The sequence below is a fragment of the Parabacteroides sp. AT13 genome (assembly GCF_002272965.1).
Taxonomy (GTDB): Bacteria; Bacteroidota; Bacteroidia; order Bacteroidales; family Tannerellaceae; genus Parabacteroides; species Parabacteroides distasonis.
In genome coordinates this window covers 1047317-1066541 of sequence record NZ_NQMH01000001.1, presented here as the reverse complement: position 1 = coordinate 1066541, position 19225 = coordinate 1047317, and the positions used below count along the sequence as shown (strand labels likewise).

The 19225-nt window shown below is 43.1% G+C and carries 17 protein-coding genes; 12 read left to right on the top strand and 5 right to left on the bottom strand.

All coding sequences use genetic code 11. The features are described 5' to 3' along the window. The first annotated feature begins 80 nt into the window (after positions 1–80). The 3 genes from CI959_RS22080 to CI959_RS04930 all read left to right on the top strand — a co-directional run bounded on the left by CI959_RS22080 (position 81) and on the right by CI959_RS04930 (position 3767). Complete coding sequence (locus CI959_RS22080; RefSeq protein WP_005859351.1) at positions 81–644, top strand: hypothetical protein; 564 nt, start codon at positions 81–83, stop codon at positions 642–644. Between the two features lie 253 nt (positions 645–897). Next, positions 898–2982 (top strand): ADP-ribosylglycohydrolase family protein, encoded by a 2085-nt coding sequence (locus CI959_RS04935; protein ID WP_095231416.1) that lies wholly within the window; start codon positions 898–900, stop codon positions 2980–2982. 194 nt (positions 2983–3176) lie between these two features. Then, positions 3177–3767, top strand: coding sequence for a hypothetical protein (locus CI959_RS04930; protein WP_005859346.1), 591 nt, complete (start codon positions 3177–3179; stop codon positions 3765–3767). Positions 3768–4147: 380 nt separating this feature from the next. Here the strand turns inward: CI959_RS04930 and CI959_RS04925 are convergent, their stop codons facing one another. Together CI959_RS04925 and CI959_RS04920 are read right to left on the bottom strand one after the other, a co-directional pair. Beyond that, positions 4148–5203, bottom strand: coding sequence for an MBL fold metallo-hydrolase (locus CI959_RS04925; RefSeq protein ID WP_012056070.1), 1056 nt, complete (start codon positions 5201–5203; stop codon positions 4148–4150). A 91-nt stretch (positions 5204–5294) separates the two neighbouring features. Then, on the bottom strand, positions 5295–5696 hold the full coding sequence (locus tag CI959_RS04920; RefSeq protein ID WP_012056071.1) for a hypothetical protein: 402 nt from the start codon (positions 5694–5696) through the stop codon (positions 5295–5297). 97 nt (positions 5697–5793) lie between these two features. Between CI959_RS04920 and CI959_RS04915 the strand changes: the two genes are divergently transcribed. Then, entirely contained in the window at positions 5794–6207 is a 414-nt protein-coding gene (locus CI959_RS04915; protein WP_012056072.1) for an ATP-binding protein, read from the top strand. 11 nt (positions 6208–6218) lie between these two features. After that, the gene (locus CI959_RS04910; protein ID WP_005859339.1) at positions 6219–6530 is read left to right on the top strand and encodes an STAS domain-containing protein; all 312 of its coding nucleotides are present in this window, start codon (positions 6219–6221) and stop codon (positions 6528–6530) included. Positions 6531–6587: 57 nt separating this feature from the next. Here the strand turns inward: CI959_RS04910 and CI959_RS04905 are convergent, their stop codons facing one another. Continuing rightward, positions 6588–7547 (bottom strand): hypothetical protein, encoded by a 960-nt coding sequence (locus tag CI959_RS04905; RefSeq protein WP_057316364.1) that lies wholly within the window; start codon positions 7545–7547, stop codon positions 6588–6590. A 155-nt stretch (positions 7548–7702) separates the two neighbouring features. Here CI959_RS04905 and CI959_RS04900 point away from each other — a divergent pair, with 155 nt between their 5' ends. The 7 genes from CI959_RS04900 (at position 7703) to nagB (ending at position 14956) form a co-directional block, all read left to right on the top strand. Then, on the top strand, positions 7703–8857 hold the full coding sequence (locus CI959_RS04900) for a Gfo/Idh/MocA family protein (protein ID WP_008772761.1): 1155 nt from the start codon (positions 7703–7705) through the stop codon (positions 8855–8857). Positions 8858–8871: 14 nt separating this feature from the next. Further along, entirely contained in the window at positions 8872–9864 is a 993-nt protein-coding gene (locus CI959_RS04895) for a sugar phosphate isomerase/epimerase (protein WP_005859333.1), read from the top strand. 32 nt (positions 9865–9896) lie between these two features. Continuing rightward, positions 9897–10898 carry a metallophosphoesterase family protein gene (locus CI959_RS04890; RefSeq protein WP_081033129.1) on the top strand — a complete coding sequence of 334 codons (1002 nt, stop codon included), beginning with the start codon at positions 9897–9899 and terminating at the stop codon, positions 10896–10898. Between the two features lie 103 nt (positions 10899–11001). Then, entirely contained in the window at positions 11002–11898 is an 897-nt protein-coding gene (locus CI959_RS04885) for a diaminopimelate dehydrogenase (RefSeq protein ID WP_005859329.1), read from the top strand. A 95-nt stretch (positions 11899–11993) separates the two neighbouring features. Next, positions 11994–12827: a prolipoprotein diacylglyceryl transferase gene (lgt, locus tag CI959_RS04880; protein ID WP_005859327.1), complete on the top strand. Its 834-nt coding sequence runs from the start codon at positions 11994–11996 to the stop codon at positions 12825–12827. A 62-nt stretch (positions 12828–12889) separates the two neighbouring features. Next, on the top strand, positions 12890–14101 hold the full coding sequence (locus CI959_RS04875) for an FprA family A-type flavoprotein (protein ID WP_005867620.1): 1212 nt from the start codon (positions 12890–12892) through the stop codon (positions 14099–14101). A gap of 42 nt (positions 14102–14143) precedes the next feature. Beyond that, entirely contained in the window at positions 14144–14956 is an 813-nt protein-coding gene (gene nagB, locus CI959_RS04870) for a glucosamine-6-phosphate deaminase (protein WP_005859323.1), read from the top strand. 227 nt (positions 14957–15183) lie between these two features. On the opposite strand, the gene CI959_RS04865 is transcribed toward nagB, so the two are convergent. Next, positions 15184–17601 carry a S9 family peptidase gene (locus CI959_RS04865; protein WP_057316369.1) on the bottom strand — a complete coding sequence of 806 codons (2418 nt, stop codon included), beginning with the start codon at positions 17599–17601 and terminating at the stop codon, positions 15184–15186. A gap of 87 nt (positions 17602–17688) precedes the next feature. Continuing rightward, complete coding sequence (locus tag CI959_RS04860) at positions 17689–19209, bottom strand: RagB/SusD family nutrient uptake outer membrane protein (protein ID WP_005859319.1); 1521 nt, start codon at positions 19207–19209, stop codon at positions 17689–17691. Positions 19210–19225: the final 16 nt, after the last annotated feature.

The following is a 19225-nucleotide window of genomic DNA, read 5'->3' as shown; positions in this document are numbered from 1 at the left end:
TGGTAAAAACGAGGTTTTTGATCTTCTATTCGATAGTGTGTACTATGGTATTAAATAAGTTGTTCCTAATTTGAGGCGTTATGGTGTTTTTGGTGTTAGCTTGTATAAGTTTGATTATCTTTGAATTATCGGTTTTTATAATCCTTGCATTTAAGACAAGGCCGGTGCGATGGACATTTAAGTCTTTTTGTCTTTGGTTGGTTTCTTTGGTCTCGTGGTGTTGTTTTCCACCATTGTACGTATGGATTGAGCGGAAGTGGCGGCAGGCTAGTCTAAGAAGGGCGCTATTTGTGCTGTTATCCCCAGTCTCTTTTCTTTTCTTGGTGGATGCCTGTACGCTCGATCCGCATCGCTTCATCCATAACCTTGATAGCCTGATAATAGATCTCAATGCTATTAATAGAGACTGGACAGGGATTGATACGCTGTTATCTCTAATCTCTCTTATTTACTTAGTATATATCTGTTCATTGGTATGTAAGTGCGTCAATAAGCCTTTCTATAACCGAAGAGATCTTTCAAGCAAGGTAGGGATAGGGGCAGCATACAAGATTGTAAATTCTCATGGCCGAAATGGGGATACGGATGAGGTTGACATTAGGCTTGATTCGGGTAGTGAAACGGAGAGTTCCAACAAAGGATGAAGACGAATCCCCCGGCTCATTGGAGTATATCGGAAGATGGTGATTTCCCATTCGATGAGAATTAGATGATGGAATTTACTTCTTTATGGATATAGATCCTAGAGAGAATAAGGCATATATGTGATATGGAGGGACTTCGATAATTGGAGTCGGAATGATTTTCGCCATACAAGATCCTTGGTGGTAGGTCGAAAATGAAACAAGTTACCGATGGTAAATCGAGGTTTTTTGCAATCTTTGTGTTAAAGAATTTATGTATAGAGAGAAGTTAGCCATGATGAAAAATACTTACAGAACTATCTATGGAGCGATTGCTGGTGATATTATAGGTTCGATGTATGAGTTTCGTTCTGTCAAGAGCAAAGACTTCGAGTTATTTCCGTATGGTGCCTGTTTTACAGACGATACGGTGATGACATTAGCTATCGCACGATGGCTAATGGAGGATGTCACCCGCTCAGAATACACGCTTGTAGACACTATGTGTGAATTTGGCAACCGTTATCCGGCTGTTGGCTACGGTGGCCTTTTCTGCAATTGGTTATGTAATGATCCAACCCCCTATAACTCATGGGGGAATGGTTCCGCTATGCGTGTTAGTGCGGTAGGCCTTGTTGCTAAGACTTTGGATGAATGCTTGCGCTTAGCGAAACAAACAGCCGCAGTATCACACAATCATCCGGAAGCTATAAAGGGAGCGCAGGCTGTAGCTGCAAGTATATTCATTGCGCTACATTGGACTGGGGAAATAGACGAATTAAAAGTACACATAAGAGATTTTGTTACCAATCAGTTCGAATATAACATGAACCGTACATTGAATGAGATTCGGCCCCGATATGAATTTGATGTATCTTGCCAAGGTAGCGTGCCTGAGGCTATCATCGCATTTTTAGAAGCCGATAGTTATGAAGATGCGATAAGAAATGCCGTGTCACTCGGTGGTGACGCTGATACGCAAGGTGCTATAGCTGGCGCAATAGCGGCTTGTGTTTATCCAATTCCTGAATACATTATTAAAGAGTGCCAGAAACGTTTATCCGATGATCTGTTGAAGGTCGTCATCCGTTTTGAGGATTATCTTGACAATGAATGGCAAAATAAGATTAGTTTGCCCTGTTCGTGCTTGCAACCCAAGCGTGAAACGGTTGAGCCTGAGAAATATGTAGATATTATACGAGACAATATTGATTTGATACACAAATCAATTAAAATCGCAGTGGTGATGGTTGCATTTATATTGGTCAAAATATTATGGGTTTACTGGTCGTGTACTGATAATGGTACATGGGAGGATGAGAAGGGGGAACTCATTCAACGTCGGGATTTCCTGATCGATCGTGTAGTAACTTCACCACGTGCGTTGTTGTGTGAAATGCCAGAAGGAATTGGAACGCAATTTCAAGGTGAGTGGGCGTTGTATTCTTGTTCAATGCTGGCGGCAGCCTTATTCAATATGTCGAAACTTTATCCCGAAACAAAAACAGAGAATCTAGAGAACATAGATAATCTTATTGAGATGGTACTTTCCTTTGAGTTGAGAAAATATGATGCTGAGCGTTGGGGCGAGGATCCTCTGGAAACATTGGATGGTGACAGGAGTCATATTTCATATATCAGTCATCTTGCGTGGATGATAAGCGAGTATAAGATGGCCGGAGGAAATGATAAATATAATAACTTGTTTGATGATCTTTGCGGAACTATGAATCGTCGGCTTCTTCGAAGTAAAAGTCTAAACTTACCAACATATCCAAGCGAATGTATATATGTCCCTAATATGCTTGTTGCGATTGTCGCACTGAATAATTACTCGAAATTAAACAAGGGAAAATATATTTCTACGGTACGTAAATGGGTACGAAAGGCTAAATCTGAATGGCTTGACAAAGAAACAGGCCTACTTGTCTCATTTTTGAGTGAGGATGGCATACCGTTTAAAGCCGCCCCGGTGAAAGGCTCGTACTCCGCATTAAACTGTCTATACCTCACGCAGATAGATTCAGTATTTGCAAGAGAGCAATATCATAGGCTCAAATCCCATTTTTTGCAATCAGGTTTATTGTCTGGTATACGGGAATATCATGATTATTCGTGTTGGTTGGGATTTGACATTGATGCAGGCCCGGTACTGTTCAACCTCAGTCCATCCGGAACAGCATTCGCTGTGGGGGCAGCAACATATTTCAATGACGTGAGAGTACGTAATAATTTCTTACGTACGGCGGAAATTGCAGGACATAGTGTGATGTGGAACAATACTCGACATTATTTACTAGCGGAAATAGCACTTGTTGGGGAATGTATCATGTTGGCAATGCGAACAACAACTCCATAGGAAAGAAATGGAACTTTATATGACCATGTGATTTAATTATAAGGGATAGCTGCCCTAAATAGAAATGTAAGTGTTATAGATCTATTTTATACAGAACCTTCGAGTGCAAAAGAATTGGATTGGATACGAGATTATGATAATTATAAAGAAGGAGTATGAATAAGGTAAAATAGTAGTTCTTAATTTGAGGCGTTATGATGTTTTTTTTATTAGTTAGTGTGATAGTTTGGGGTGGTGGGTTACTGGCTTTCATAATCCTTCTATTTTGGGCAAGGCCGGAGCGATGGACATTTAAGTCTTTTTGCCTTTGGTTGGCTACTTGGGTCTCATGGGGATGTTGTCCGCCTTTGTACGTGTGGATTGAGCGGAAATGGCGGCGGGCGAGTTGGAGAAGGTGTTCTTATGCGCTGTTATCCCCTATCTCTCTTATTAGCTTAATATATGTTTGCTCGTTTGTATCAGATATCGTCAATAAGCCGTATGGGAGCCGTATGGAGATCTCATACAAGGTAGGTGTAGGATTGCCAGCGTACGAGGTTATAGATCGCACCTATGGAAAAAAGTCGTTCACTTTGGACTATATTGATCGGATAGATATTAAGTTTGAACCGGGTCGTGAAACGGAGAGATTCTATTGGTGGATGAAGACGAATCCCCCGGCTCATTGGAGCATGTCGGAGGATGGTAGTTTTTACTTTAATGAGATTTCGGAAGATGGAACCTTCTTCACAATGCGTATAGATCCCCAGAAGGGTACGGCATGCATAGAATATGGAGCGTGGTAGATAACTGGGGTTCGATTGTTAGGGGGAGGCCTTGTACCTGTGGACGGCAGCAGGGGGCTTCTATCATTCCTCTGTTTCCCTTTGGATGTTTATGAGTTAAATAAACTACTTGCGATACCGCTGTATGGCAGTGTAATTTGGATATAAATATTGATTTCGCAGTGCAAATGTGATGTTTACAGATACGATTAAGGAGAGGTTTTATTACCGCTATTCTTACCGCAGGATCTTTGTCTTAAATTATTAAATTGATTTATAGGTGTTTATAGTGATTATTGGTATTCCCTGCGAGACTACTATATGAATATTAGATGTATTTCCACAAGCTCGTTGTTCATGCAATCTTCGTTTGTCATAGCTGTAATGTCTTAATTTTGATCTTATGGAACTTTATCAAGTATTTTCTCGCCGATCATGGGTGTAAGAAGTTTATAGGATTGCGGTTTTGATGCTTTATGGATATTTTCCAGTGGCTCGTACCAAGGATGTTTGCTCAAGGCATATTTGGAATGATGTACCGTGAGCACCTGTTTGGGGTGCAAATCTTTGATAGCGAGTGGAAGATCATCAGGCATTAGATGTATATAACGCCAGTCTTCATTATATTGTCCGTTTTCCATGATGGCTAGATCTATTTGTGGAAATCTTTTGCCGATCTCCGCAAAATGGGTATCGTACCCTCCGTCTCCCGATAGATATATTTGTTGCTTACCGTCTATCATAAATGAGGCCCATAGCGTTTGGGCGTTTTTTAATAATCGGTTTGAGAAATGACGGGCGGGCAAGCAGTATATTTGGCAGTCGTTATCAATGCGATAACTATCATACCAATCCATTTCCACGATGTGTTCCGGAGAGAATCCCCAATATTCAAAATATTCCCCTACGCCTAGTCCGCAGATTATGGTTCCTATACGATCTTTCAGTTGTTTAACCGTATAATAATCCAAATGATCCCAATGCTCGTGGGTAATTATCAAGAAATCAATATCAGGGATGTCCTCCGGCTTGTAGAGATCTGTGCCTTTAAATGGCTGAAACATCAAGGAGGCCGGAAACCTATTTGTTAATACGGGATCTATCAGAAATCGCTTGCCCCCGTTTTGGATCAAATAAGATGAATGACCAAACCAAATAACAAGGTCTTCATTTCGGTCCAGATGAAGTAAATCCGTTTTTACGGTCGGTAAACTTTTATGGGGTTTTAAATCGGGTTGTTTTCCAAAGAAGAAGTCCCAAAATACTTGTACCCCTCCTTTTTTCATCGTTGTAGTTGGTGTAAGATGGATATTATGGAATTTCCCATCCCGGTAATTGGGCGAGCGCTTGATTCGCTCCAATCTCTCTCCCCGGGGTAAATGTCCGAATGCGGGATGGTAGAATATAATGGATGCCGTCCCTATCAGTAAAACTACAAATAGTAGAATTGAGATCATAACTTTTTTATGTTTCATTTTTACGATCGTGGAGAGTTGGGACAAGGCCGGCGCCTCTATGTGATTGAGTACATAATTGGTAGTGTATTCTTTAATAGGCCTTAAACGTTACCCATTCGCCATTATATAGACATTTAAAAGTCCGACCACTAATCCATACGTTCTCTAGTGTTGTTTGGCCGTCTTCATAGTCCATATAAAGTATATCGGTATAGTAATTGTCCCAGTCCCAGTAGAATGGAATTTCCTCTCGATCTATGCGTCCGCTTGGGTAATGATAAATTCTTGTATCCCATCCTTTCCCATCCGGATTAAATGTAAGTTGCTGCTCACAATCCAAGCCGTCTACGACAAACCAATCTGTCCATACATAATTACATAAATCATAGGTGATTTCCTCATACGGATCATAATACGGATCCTCCTCGCAACTACTGAACCCGCATAAGACGGCGATCAATAAGAATATGTTTATTAAATATCTTTTAGCCATAACTCTATACCTTTAAATACGATTCGGAGGTAAAGATACAAATTTAAGGAAAGGATATTTCTTTTTTTTATATCTTTAGCGCAAAATTTTCAGATATATGCAAAAAACATTACGCATTAAGAACGATATTCATGAGCTTTCCATGATGAATGAGTTCTTGGAAGAAGCTGGAGAAGAATTGGGATTAAGCACCGCTTTCATGATGAGCCTGAATCTGGTGATGGAAGAAGCTGTCTCAAATATAATTTTTTATGCGTATAAGGGAGATGTTGAGGATGCCGTAGACATTTCGTTGGTCAGGGAAGGTGGGGAATTGATCGTGACTTTGATAGATCATGGGATTGCTTTCGATCCGACTTTAAGAAAAGACCCTGATATTACTTTATCTGCCGAAGACCGTCCAATCGGAGGGTTGGGTATTTTCTTGATCAAGAAGATTATGGATGAGGTCTCTTATCAGAGAGTAGATGAGCGGAATGTCTTTATCATGAAGAAAAAAATAACCGAATAAAATATAAAGATATGGAAGTAGTTATTGACCAAAAAGGCGAAGAGACTGTAATTAAGATCAAAGGAAGATTGGATACGAATACGGCTCGCGAATGCGAGGAAAAGGTTTTGCCGGTATGGGAGAATCCGGGAGTAAAAGTATGTGTCGATTGTTCTGATTTGGAATATGTGAGTAGTGCGGGCCTCCGATTGTTTTTAATATTACAAAAAATGACGACTGCCAAGAAAGGGTCTTTACGTTTGATCGGTATGCGGAATGTGGTTCGTGAGACCTTTAGTTTGACGGGATTTAACGCTCTCTTCAAGATAGAAGACGCAAAATAAGTGTGAAGGTTAGGAAAAAGGTAGCCGGTGTGTCAAATTTGGCACACCGGTTTTGTATTAATCTTTTAGATCTTTGTCGATGGGGCTATCCCATTTGCCACCGTTTAATATATCAAGGGTGAAGGTATCGTCTGATTCCTTCGGGGTGTAGAGAATCCCAGTATAACGAATAATGTGATTTATGAGAGGCAGGATGTCATTAACCTCTCTTTCCCGGGTTACTTCATTTATCTGATTTTTGGCCGAGAGGTGTGCTTTGAGCATGAATTCCGGAGCCGGGATAAACGTGAAGAAGGAATGGGAGAAATTTGTTTTCCCGATATCAGAGTCGTTAAAAGTGTCGGTTTGTGTATAAGGCGTGTTTTGAGAAATGCCATTCCCGGTGGTTAAGTCAATCTTGTTTTGATAATTGGAGACATTTATCGTGAAGCTTTTTAGGGCTTTAGATACGGCATCGGCGGATATGAACTCTATTTTGCCGACGATTCTTTGTAAGGTGATATCTTTAATGATTCTTTCTCCCGCTTGTACTTCTTGGGTGAGAAAAAGATGAAACGTATCTGATACTTTACTGAATAGTGCGGTTTGTCCGGACACGGAGATATTCTTGTCTGAGTGGGCTAGGAAACAAATATGATAGTCGCCGGAGGGCAGTGAATCATAAATGATCGTGAAATCCGGATCTTGAGGCGTGAATTGCTTATGTTTTACCAGAATGTCCGGTTTTCCGCTTTGGTATACGATATAATCGATCCGGTTGTATAAATTATCCGGATCGATATCCGGTGTAGAAGGATCTTCCTCGGCATCGGGATTTTGGGGAATAGGCTCAGGGATATTCAGCTCGGGAATACTCTTGGTTACGGGGAAGGGTAATACTTCCTTTTGTAAATCGATCGTAAACTGTATGGGGGATAATTCCTCTTGTAGGTCGGGGTTAGGTACTTCCTTTTCCGTTTCATTACAACAACAAAAACAAAGCAGACAGGCGATAGCCACTAATTCATTTTTCTTCATAGTTGATATTTTTGGTAAATGTTTGACGCAAAGGAACGATATATTTTGTGAATTAAAAAATATTAAGCTGTTAAATTGGCGTACGCAGGGTTATTTTTCATAGCTTTGTGAATCAACAATGTAATTACCTTAGTTTAATAAAACGGAATAATACCATGAAACGAAAAATCAGAATGGGAATGGTCGGTGGAGGACAAGGCTCGTTTATCGGGGCCGTTCATCGTATCGCCGCTAATTTAGACGGACAGATCGAGTTGGTCTGTGGATGCTTCAGTTCTCGCCCGGAGAATTCATTGGCTACCGGACAATCTTTATTTTTACCGGATAATCGTATTTACGCATCTTATCAGGAAATGATAGAGAAAGAGGCCGCCCTGCCTGAAGGCGAACGGATGGATTTTGTGTCTATCGTTACCCCGAATCATGTGCATTTCGGTCCGGCCATGATGGCGTTGGAACATGGTTTCCATGTCGTACTGGATAAACCGATGACATATACCTTGGATGAGGCGAAGCAATTACGAGACAAAGTGAAGGAAACCGGAAAATTGTTTATGCTGACTCATACCTATACCGCTTACCCGATGGTGAAGGAGGCTCGGGAAAGGGTACGCAGGGGCGATTTAGGTAAGATACGCCGTATTTATGTGGAATATCCTCAAGGCTGGCTATATAATGACTGCGCTGATGTTAATAAGCAGGCGGCTTGGCGGGTGGATCCCAATCGGTCGGGTAAGGCCGGTTGCATGGGGGATATCGGGACTCATGCGTTTAATCTGGCGGAATATATAACAGGGCTGAAGGCCGTGGAATTATGCGGTGAATTGAATACCTTCGTGCCGGATCGTCTTTTGGATGATGATGGGGCGGCATTGATCCGTTATGAGGGAGGCGCGAAAGGGGTGCTGACCGCTAGTCAGATCGCCGTAGGTGTAGAGAATGGCTTGAATATTCGTGTGTATGGAGAGAAAGGTGGGTTGGAATGGCGTCAAGAAGAACCGAATACGATGATTATGCGTTGGCCGGATCGTCCGGCGGAGATCATCCGTACTTCCAATGGATATATGTCGGGTATCGCCGCTCATAATTCCCGTACGCCGGGCGGGCATCCGGAAGGCTATATAGAGGCATTCGCTAATTTGTATCGGAATTTCGCCTTGGCTTTGCGATCGATTCTGGCTGGTGAGGAACCGGCTCCTGAAACCTTGGATTTCCCTTCCGCCGAAGACGGTGTCCGTGGCATGCGGTTTATCGAGACGATTGTAGCTACCGGATCGACAGAGAATAAATGGATAAAAATAATCGACTAAAAATAATACTATATATGGCACGTCCTGTAACATTATATACCCTCCAGTGGGGAGATTTATCACTGGAAACAGTTTGTCAAAAAGCGAAAGAATTCGGATACGACGGTGTGGAATTGGGACTTCCCGATCATGTGGATGTCCGACGTACGGATACGGCTTATTATCAAGGAATCAAGGATCTGTTAAAGAAATATGACTTACGGCTTTATGCGATCTCTACCCATTTGGTAGGACAGGCTGTTTGCGATAATATCGATGAGCGCCATAAGGCGATCTTGCCGGATTATATTTGGGGAGATGGCGATCCGGAAGGGGTTCACCAACGGGCTACCGAGGAGATGATCCGGACCGCTCATGCGGCAAAGATGCTGGGAGTCGATACGGTTGTAGGTTTTACGGGTAGTTCTATTTGGCATTATTTGTATTCTTTCCCTCCGGTAACGGACGCGATGATACAAAAGGGGTATGATGATTTCGCCCGTCGCTTTACGCCCATCTTGGATGAGTTTCAGAAACTGGGTGTACGTTTTGCGTTGGAGGTACATCCTACAGAGATCGCGTTCGATACTTTTTCCGCACGCAGAGCATTGGAGGCGGTAAATAACCATCCTGCTTTCGGTTTTAACTATGATCCGAGTCATCTAGGATATCAAGGGGTGGACTATGTGGATTTCATCTATCAGTTTCCGGAGCGTATCTTCCATGTGCATATGAAGGACGTATATTGGAGTGATACCCCTAAGCAGGTGGGTATATTCGGCGGTCATGTTACTTTCGGCGATCCCCGTCGATATTGGAATTTCCGTAGCTTAGGACGAGGAAAGATTAATTTTGAGGAGATTATCCGTGCTTTGAATTCAATTGGCTATCAAGGTCCGCTTTCCGTGGAATGGGAAGATAGCGCTATGGATCGGGAACATGGGGCACGGGAATCTTGCGAATTGGTGAAGAGAGTGGATTTCCAACCTTCCGCACATGCGTTCGACGCTTGTTTCGGAAAGGAATAAATAATTATTAATTACAAAAAACACGAGATTTGATGAGTGTGAGAAAGTGGATGTTTGCCGGGGCCTTGTTATTGGCCGCCGGCTTGAGTTCTTTGGGATTTGCCCAAAAACCGGGGTTGAAGTTTAATCCGGATAAGAAGTTTAAGATTGTACAGTTTACGGACTTGCATGTGAAATGGCAAGACCCTCGTTCGGACATCGCTTTTGAGCGTATGAACCAAGTGTTGGATGACGAGAAACCGGACTTGGTGATTTTTACGGGAGATATTATCTATAGCAAGCCTGCGTTGGAAAATATGCGGAATGTATTGAAGACAGTCTCCGACCGTAAAATACCATTCTCCATTGTTTTCGGAAATCATGATAATGAGCAGGGGGCGACAAAAGAGGAGTTGCTGAAAGTAGCCGAAAGCCTACCGTATAGTTTAACGGCGGATGAGGTTCCCGAAATCTCAGGCGTGGGTAATTACGCCTTGACCGTACGTTCCTCCGACGGGAAGAAGGATGCTTTCGTCTTGTATTGCATCGATTCGAATACCTATTCAACTATCAAGGGGGTAAAAGGATACGATTATATTAAGCGTGACCAGATCGATTGGTATTGTAAGAAAAGCGCAGAGTTTACCCGGAATAACGGGGGAGAGCCGGTTCCTTCTTTGGCTTTCTTCCATATTGCGTTGCCGGAGTTTAATCAAGCGGCTTCCGATGAGAATGCCCAACTCTATGGCATACGTAGGGAAAAGGCATGCGCTCCGGCCTTGAATTCCGGCTTATTTACGGCGATTAAGGAGAACGGGGACGTGATGGGTATATTTGTCGGTCATGATCATGACGATGATTATGCGGTTTGCTGGTATGATGTTCTATTGGCTTACGGTCGTTTTACCGGAGGTCCGACGGAATACATACATTTGCCTAACGGAGCTCGTATAATCGAATTGAACGAAGGAGCTCGCACCTTCAAGACTTGGATTCGTACGAAAGCCGGTGTAGAGCAGCTTACTACCTATCCGGATTCGTTCGTGAAAGAGTGAGGATCTATATCATTCTGAAAATGATATAAAAACTGTATTCCTTATTGTTAAAGCTCTAAATTATATCTAACTTTGCGGTTGGTTGAAAAGTAAAAACTAGAGTATGAAGAAAATTAGAGCCGCCATCGTAGGTTATGGCAACATCGGGAAATATGTGTTAGAGGCCCTTGAAGCTGCCCCGGATTTTGAGGTAGCAGGTATTATTCGTCGTAATCCGAATGATATTCCGGACGAGTTGAAGGCATACACGGTTACTGATAGCATCACCAAGTTAGATAAGGTTGACGTAGCGGTTTTGGCTACTCCTACACGCAGCGTGGAAGAGCATGCGAAAGAGATTCTGGCTTTAGGCATCAATACGGTCGATAGTTTCGATATCCACGGAGGTATCGTGGATTTACGTCGTTCTTTGGACGCTGTAGCGAAGGCTCATAATACGGTAGCTGTAATTTCTGCCGGTTGGGATCCGGGAAGCGACTCTGTGGTACGTGCTTTGTTAGAAGCGATGGTGCCGAAAGGTATTACTTATACGAACTTCGGTCCGGGAATGAGTATGGGGCATACGGTTGCCGTGAAGGCTATCGAAGGCGTGAAGGCGGCTTTAAGTATGACGATTCCTTTGGGAACAGGTGTACACCGTCGTATGGTTTATATCGAGGTAGAAGACGGATACGATTTCAAGCAAGTGTCTGCCGCTATCAAGGCGGATGATTATTTCGCTCATGATGAGACTCATGTAATGCGGGTTGAATGTGTCGATAATTTGTTGGACATGGGACATGGTGTGAACTTGGTTCGTAAAGGTGTATCGGGCAAGACTCAGAACCAGTTGATCGAATTCGATATGAAGATCAATAACCCTGCCTTGACCGCTCAAATCTTGGTTTCTGTCGCTCGTGCGAGCTTGAAGCAACAACCGGGCGCATATACGATGATCGAATTGCCGATAATCGATATGCTGTACGGCGAGAGAGAGAACTTAATTAGAAGACTCGTTTAATATAAGTTGATGGTTGACAGCTGGCAATTGACAGTTCGGGAAATCCTGACTTGCGATTGTCGACTGTCAATTGTCAATTGCCAACTGAAATAATTATGCTTGATTTTATTACATGGACTGCCGATCCCGCTATCTTTACCATCGGTTCCCGGGAGATTCGTTGGTATGGATTGGCTTTTGCGATTGGTTTCGCTATTGGCTATATGATTGTAGAGCGGATGTGGAAAAAAGAGGGACTGCCGCCCGCATGGATCGATTCCCTTTTGATTTATACGATGCTCGGTACGGTGATTGGTGCCCGTTTGGGGCATTGTTTGTTTTATGCTCCGGAATATTATTTAGCCAACCCGATTGAGATTTTCAAGATTTGGGAGGGAGGATTGGCTAGCCATGGTGGTACGTTAGGTATAATTATCGCCATTTATTTCTACTCGAAGCGAGTAAGCCATAAAAGTATGTTATGGGCTTTCGATAAGTTGGTGGTTCCGACAGGATTGGTAGCTGCTATGATTCGTCTGGGAAACCTGATGAATCATGAGATTTACGGTCATTCCACTGATTTGCCTTGGGGATTTCGTTTTATCGATAATTTACACGCATGGAGAATGGGGGCGGAGCCTATTTTTACAGCTCCGAGCCATCCGACGCAATTGTATGAGGCCGCTTGTTATCTGGTGACGTTCGCTATCTGTATGTGGCTATATTTCAAGAAAGAGGCATGGAAAAAGCAAGGACTTATCTTCGGCGTATTTATGATATGCGTATTCGGGTCTCGTTTCTTCATCGAATTCGTGAAAAATGACCAAGAGCCTTTCGAGGCTGGAATGATGTTGAATATGGGGCAATGGCTAAGTATCCCGTTTGTTTTGGCAGGGTGCTGGTTTGTCTGGAGAGCGCTAAGAAATGGAAAATTAAAAATTGAGAATTGAAAATTAGAGAGCACACGCTTTGTTATTTTCAATTTTTAATTATCAATTATCAATTAAAAAAGATGTACAAGTTAAAAGAAATTGCGGATAAAGTTTATTATGTAGGAGTTAATGACCGTCAAAAGGCCCTCTTCGAGAATATGTGGCCGTTGCCATACGGCGTTTCCTATAACTCGTACTTGATCGTAGACGAGAAAACCGTATTGATCGATACGGTCGATGTTTGTTACTCTGATATTTTCTTGAAAAAAGTAGCGGATGCCTTGGACGGACGTTCTTTGGATTATCTCGTGGTAAATCATATGGAGCCGGATCATGCGGGAAGTATCCGTTTGTTGCGTCAGCAATATCCGGACGTACAGATTGTCGGAAACAATAAGACTTTCGGAATGCTGGAAGGATATCATGGCATCAAGGAAGGCTTGTTTGAGGTGAAAGAGGGTGATACCTTGAATACGGGTCGTCATGAGCTTGTATTTTATATGGCTCCGATGGTGCATTGGCCGGAAGTGATGGTTACTTATGACGTTACGGATAAAATCGTATTCTCCGCGGATGCGTTCGGTACGTATGGCACATTGGATGGTGGTGTGATCGATACGGAGATGAACGTGGAGCATTATTGGGAAGAGATGATTCGCTATTACTCCAACATTGTCGGAAAATATGGAAGTCCAGTACAAAGGGCATTACAGAAGCTTTCGGGCTTGGATATCCAGACGATTTGCTCTACCCATGGACCTGTTTGGCGTGAATATGCGTCGAAAGCGATCGATATCTATGACCGTATGAGCCGCTACGAAGGTGAGGAAGGCGTGGTTATTATTTATGGCAGCATGTATGGTAACACGGAGCAGATGGCTGAGGCGATCGCCGCTTCTTTGGCTGATAATGGCATCAAGAATATTGTGATGCATAATGTTAGCAAAAGCCCTTCTTCTTATATCTTGAAAGATGTGTTCAAATATAAGGGAGTTATCGTAGGTAGCCCGACTTATAGCAATCAATTGTTCCCAGAGGTGGAAGCTGTGTTGAGTAAGATCGAGTTGCGTGAGGTGAAAAATCGTATTTTCGGTTATTTCGGGTCTTTCACATGGGCTGGAGCCGCCGTGAAACGTTTGGCGGCTTTTGGCGAGAAGATGAAGTGGGAGACTGTCGGTACGCCGGTTGAGCAGAAGCAAGGTTTAAGCGCTACTAAATACGAGGAGTGTTTAGCTTTGGGCAAGGAAATGGCTGGGAAATTGAAAACAATTAACGACAAATCTAATTTATAAACAAGAAAGTTGATACAACTTTCAATTAAAAAACATAACGTTATGAGACTAATTATCGAACCTAATTACGAGCAACTCTCAAAATGGGCTGCCAATTATGTAGCAGCGAAGATCAAAGCCGCGAATCCAACCGCTGAAAAACCATTCGTACTGGGCTTGCCTACCGGATCTTCTCCGCTGGGTATGTACAAGAACCTGATTGAATTGAACAAGCAGGGTGTCGTATCGTTCCAGAACGTGATCACTTTCAATATGGATGAGTATGTCGGCCTTCCGAAAGATCATCCGGAAAGCTATCATTCTTTCATGTGGAATAATTTCTTCAGTCATATCGATATCAAACCGGAGAACGTAAATATCTTGAATGGTAACGCCGAGGATTTGGAGGCTGAGTGTGCGTCTTATGAGGCTCGCATGAAAGCGGTCGGTGGCGTAGACCTGTTCTTGGGTGGTATCGGTCCTGATGGCCATATTGCGTTCAATGAGCCGGGTTCATCTTTGAGTTCTCGTACTCGTATCAAGACGTTAACTACAGATACGATTATCGCTAACTCCCGTTTCTTTGATAATGACGTGAATAAAGTTCCGAAGACTTCTGTAACGGTTGGTGTAGGTACGGTTCTTGACGCTAAGGAGGTATTGATCATGGTAAATGGTCATAACAAGGCTCGTGCGTTGCAACAAGCCGTTGAGGGTGCCGTGAACCAAATGTGGACAATTACCGCCTTGCAGTTGCATCCGAAGGGAATCATTGTTTGCGATGAGGCGGCTTGCGCGGATCTTAAGGTAGGTACTTATAACTATTTCAAGGATATCGAGAAGGATCATCTTTGTCCTTGTTCATTGCTAAAATAAACGAATCTCAGATAGGGCTTTCTTTGAATGCCCATCATAAGGAGTTAAGAATGCCCATTGTAAGGAGTTTACGATGGGCATTCTTATAACCTTACGATGGGCATCGTTGTTTTAGGGCAATTGGTGGCTGCCGGCTGGCTTCCTCATAGAAGATATACTTCACTGGTTAGAGGAAATATACTTTTCCTGTCAGAGGATATATACTTCATTGACAAAGTCAGTACTACTTACTTTTTTGCGTTCTTGACGTAACGATCCAGCCATAGGTCACATTCATACAATAGATGTAATATGTTCTCTTTGGCGGCGTAGCCATGACTCTCATAGGGCAATACGACATAACGTGCGATCGCCCCGTGGCCTTTTAGGGCACTGAACAGGCGCTCGGATTGGATCGGAAAGGTTCCGGAGTTGTTATCCATCTCACCATGTATGATTAATAAAGCTCCATGTAGTTTATCGGCAGACATGAATGGCGACATGGCATTATATATTTCCGGTACTTCCCAATAAGTACGGGTCTCTGTTTGGAAGCCGAACGGGGTAAGCGTACGGTTGTAAGCCCCGCTACGTGCGATGCCGGCTTTGAACAGCTTGGTATGTGTTAATAGATTCGCTGTCATGAAAGCTCCATAGGAATGTCCTCCTACGGCTACACGATTCGGATCACCTACACCCATCTCGGAAATAACTTTTACGGCCGCCTCGGCGTTCATTGTCAATTGCTCAATGAAATCATCGTTCGGCTCCGCTCCCTCACTGGTACTAACGATCGGCATCTCGACATTTTCCATTATACAGAATCCACGTAAAACCCAATAGACGGGAGAACCATAGTTGATATTCGTAAACATGTATTGAGAACCTCGTACCTGAGAAGCCTCGGCCTTGCTTTTATATTCTCTCGGATAGGCCCACATTAAGACAGGTAATGGACCGTCCTTCGCTTTATCATATCCGGCAGGGAGGTATACGGTCGCTGTTAGATCCAAACCATCCGCACGTTTATACTTGATCTTTTGTTTGCTAACGTTTGCCATGGCCGGATATGGATTGGCGAAATGAGTCAATTGAGCGAATTTTTTCTTTTTCAAGTCACGAGAACAGAGATTCGCTGGTTCTGTAATGGATTGACGTGAAGTGATCAATTGAAGCTTTTCTGGATTCGCTACCTTTAGGATGGTCTCATAATATCCGTCCTCGCAGCGCCAAAGTTCCGTGTTCTTTTTTGTTTTCAAATTGTAACGGCTAAGGTAAGGCATATCCCCTTTAGGTGAGGCTCCTTGGGCAAGCATCAATAACTCATTGTGGGCTTTATTGGTATAAACGATATATTTACCATACGCATTTTTAATCGTAAGTGGATTTCCCGGATTGTTGTAATTATCGTCGGTGGATACATTGAATAATAGAACCGGAGACTCAGAAGAGCAAGGCTTAAAAGTAAATGTCCTGTTTTTACGAGTCTCCCGGGAAGTCTCGATCAATAAAGCGAAAGCATCGTCATTCCACAGGATGTTGCGGAAACGTTTCTCTGTCTTTGCGACTTCCTGTTTCTCGCTGTTGAACGGATAGCTTATTTGGTAGATAATATCCATGAAATCGGTCTTGTTTTGCTTAGGATCTCCTTTATCTTGCGCTTCCGCCCAGTAAACGGTAGCCGGTTGATCCGATCTCCATCCGAATTGACGGGGATAAGGCGAGGTCGTGTCATATCCCATCGGAATATTGACGGTTGGATTATCCGCTAACGTATAAATGGAATTACCTTGTAAGTCGATAACCTCGAACTTTTGTGGGAAGTTATAGATCGGTACTTGATAGGAATACGGACGATGGACTGTCGCGATAAGTAGCAAAGATTTATCCGGGGATAATGAAAGTGTACTGCCGTAGATTGCCGGTTTTCCGATCTCGTACACAATGCCCTCTTTTATACGTACCAATTGGGAGGTGAAATAATAGTCGAATAATTGCTCGTCGTATGGATTTTTCAGCAAGTCTTGATAGGTACGAGCGGGCATCACCTTTCCAGTACTTTCTTGAATGATGGGACCGGATGGGACTGTGGGTTTCTCCGGTGCCTTCCCCCTGTTTTCTGGAACCATAAGCGTAATAAACTCATTGTCGCTAATCCATAAGATCTCCGCTCCACTTGTCGCATTGATTTTACGGGTACTTACTTTCTGAGCTACGGGCTGTTCCGGGGTACAGTTATAAAGATATACGCCATTCGCTTCTTCCACGAATAGAGCTACCTTATTGGATGAAGGAGAGAATGAGGCTTCTGTGATTACCGCGTTGTCAGGAATTCCTTCAATCTTGATTTCTTCTTGAGTAGCGATGTTCATTAAACTGGCACCCGTATATTCGGCTTGCCGGCTCGTATTGAATGTTTCGGGACTGATACGCATTCCCGCTAATTTAAGCTCCGGTTGCGCAAGCTTGGCGATAGACCGGTACGGGGAACGCTCTAACTGGAGTGCCCACTGATTGTTATCACTAATTCGGATGATCGGGGATAATTTGGCTAGGGCCACTTCCTCTATTACGGCTGGAGGACGTTGATAATGTGTTTCTTGCGCTATTCCAGGACATATAAGCGCTAAAGAGAGCAGAGCTGAAAATAAATGATTTGTTTTCATAAATAGTGATATAAGAAATCCCCAAAGATAACCTGTTAAAGTATACTTTGGGGATTGTGATTAATGTAAGTTAACGTAAAAAGAGTGTTAATAGTTCTTTTCGATCAAGTCGTTGAAATCTGTTTCCTTTTTTGGAATCTCGAAGATCCAACCATCAGCATTCGGATCCTTGTGCAAGAAACCACAGAAAGTAGCGTCAAAATTAGACCCGGTTCTATCCAATGGCAAACCTAGACGTTTCAAGTCGAACCAACGGAAACCTTCGCCCCAAAGTTCGATACGGCGATGTGTCATGATCTCATCCGCTAGTTTTGCGCCAGTGTTACCCAAATCCTTGTACTCTGGATCACGTTCTTTCAACAAGGCTTGCAAATATTCCTTTGCTTTTGCGTCTTGATTGGAACGAGCGAAAGCCTCGGCTGCAGTCAAGTACATTTCGCTGATACGCATGAAGGCAAAATCACCTACAGCATCAGCTGTAGAGCGTGCCGTGAACTTGCGGTTCTGATAAACACGCTGGTTGTAAGAAGTTGCGGGTACTTCTGCCTTTCCTGTCGGATCCCACCATTGACGGCGAAGATCGGTTGGCGACATTAAGTCGTAAGTACTTTGGCTGATACATTTGATACCTGTGCGGATAGAGCTGGAGTTGAAGTTCCAAGACATATACGCATAGAAAGAGTAGAAATAAACCGTTTGGTCATTCTGTGTCATTGCGGCATACATCGCCTCTTTCGTAGCGGAAGTGATATTAGCGAAACCATTCATCAATTCAGACTGAGACATGATCTTACAGCCATCTTTCTCTGCTTCATTGATAGAATTCACTGCGGCCGTAGCTGCGTCTGCGTATTTCTGTTGAGTCAGAAGAGCACGTGCTTTCAATCCGTAAACCGATGCTAGGCTATAATGATTCTTATCATTTGGCTCATAGTCTGCCAATAAGTTCAATGCTTCGTCTAAGTCCCCGTGAATCTTTGTGTACACCTCTTCTACCGTATTACGTGCCATAGGCTCGATTTCCGGACTCGTACGATAAGGAACTCCCGGTTGAGAGTTGTCCTGTCCGTTACGATATGGTTTCGCATAATATTGTACTAGATTGAAATGACTCCATGCACGAATTGCCAAACACTCGCCCTTGATATGGTTCGCAAGCGCTTTTTCGCTATCTGTGAGTTTTGACTCATCGCTAAAGTTATCATTCAACGCTTTCAAGATGTTGTTTGCATTCAAAATGAACTTATAATAAGTTTCCCACTCACCGGAGTTGTACGAACTTGTTGCGTTCGTTGGATAACTCCAGTTTAAGAAACCTTGATGCCAAGTCTGCGTGTCCCATGTCAAATCATCAGCTAACGCTTCTCGACCGATGATGAAACCGGGCTCACCTCCCAAACCTTGGTTGCCTAAGTCTTGAGATACCATCTTACGATGAATACCGTTCAGTGCAAGATAAAGATTGTCGAGCGAAGTGGATACTGTCGTGAATGAAACGTTCTCGGTTGGGATTGTATCCATATAATCGCTGGAACAGCTTGTGCCGATCAGAGAGCCACTTAGAAGCAGTCCTGCTGCGATGTGTTTGAATAATTGTATATTTTTCATATCTTTTCCTTTGTTT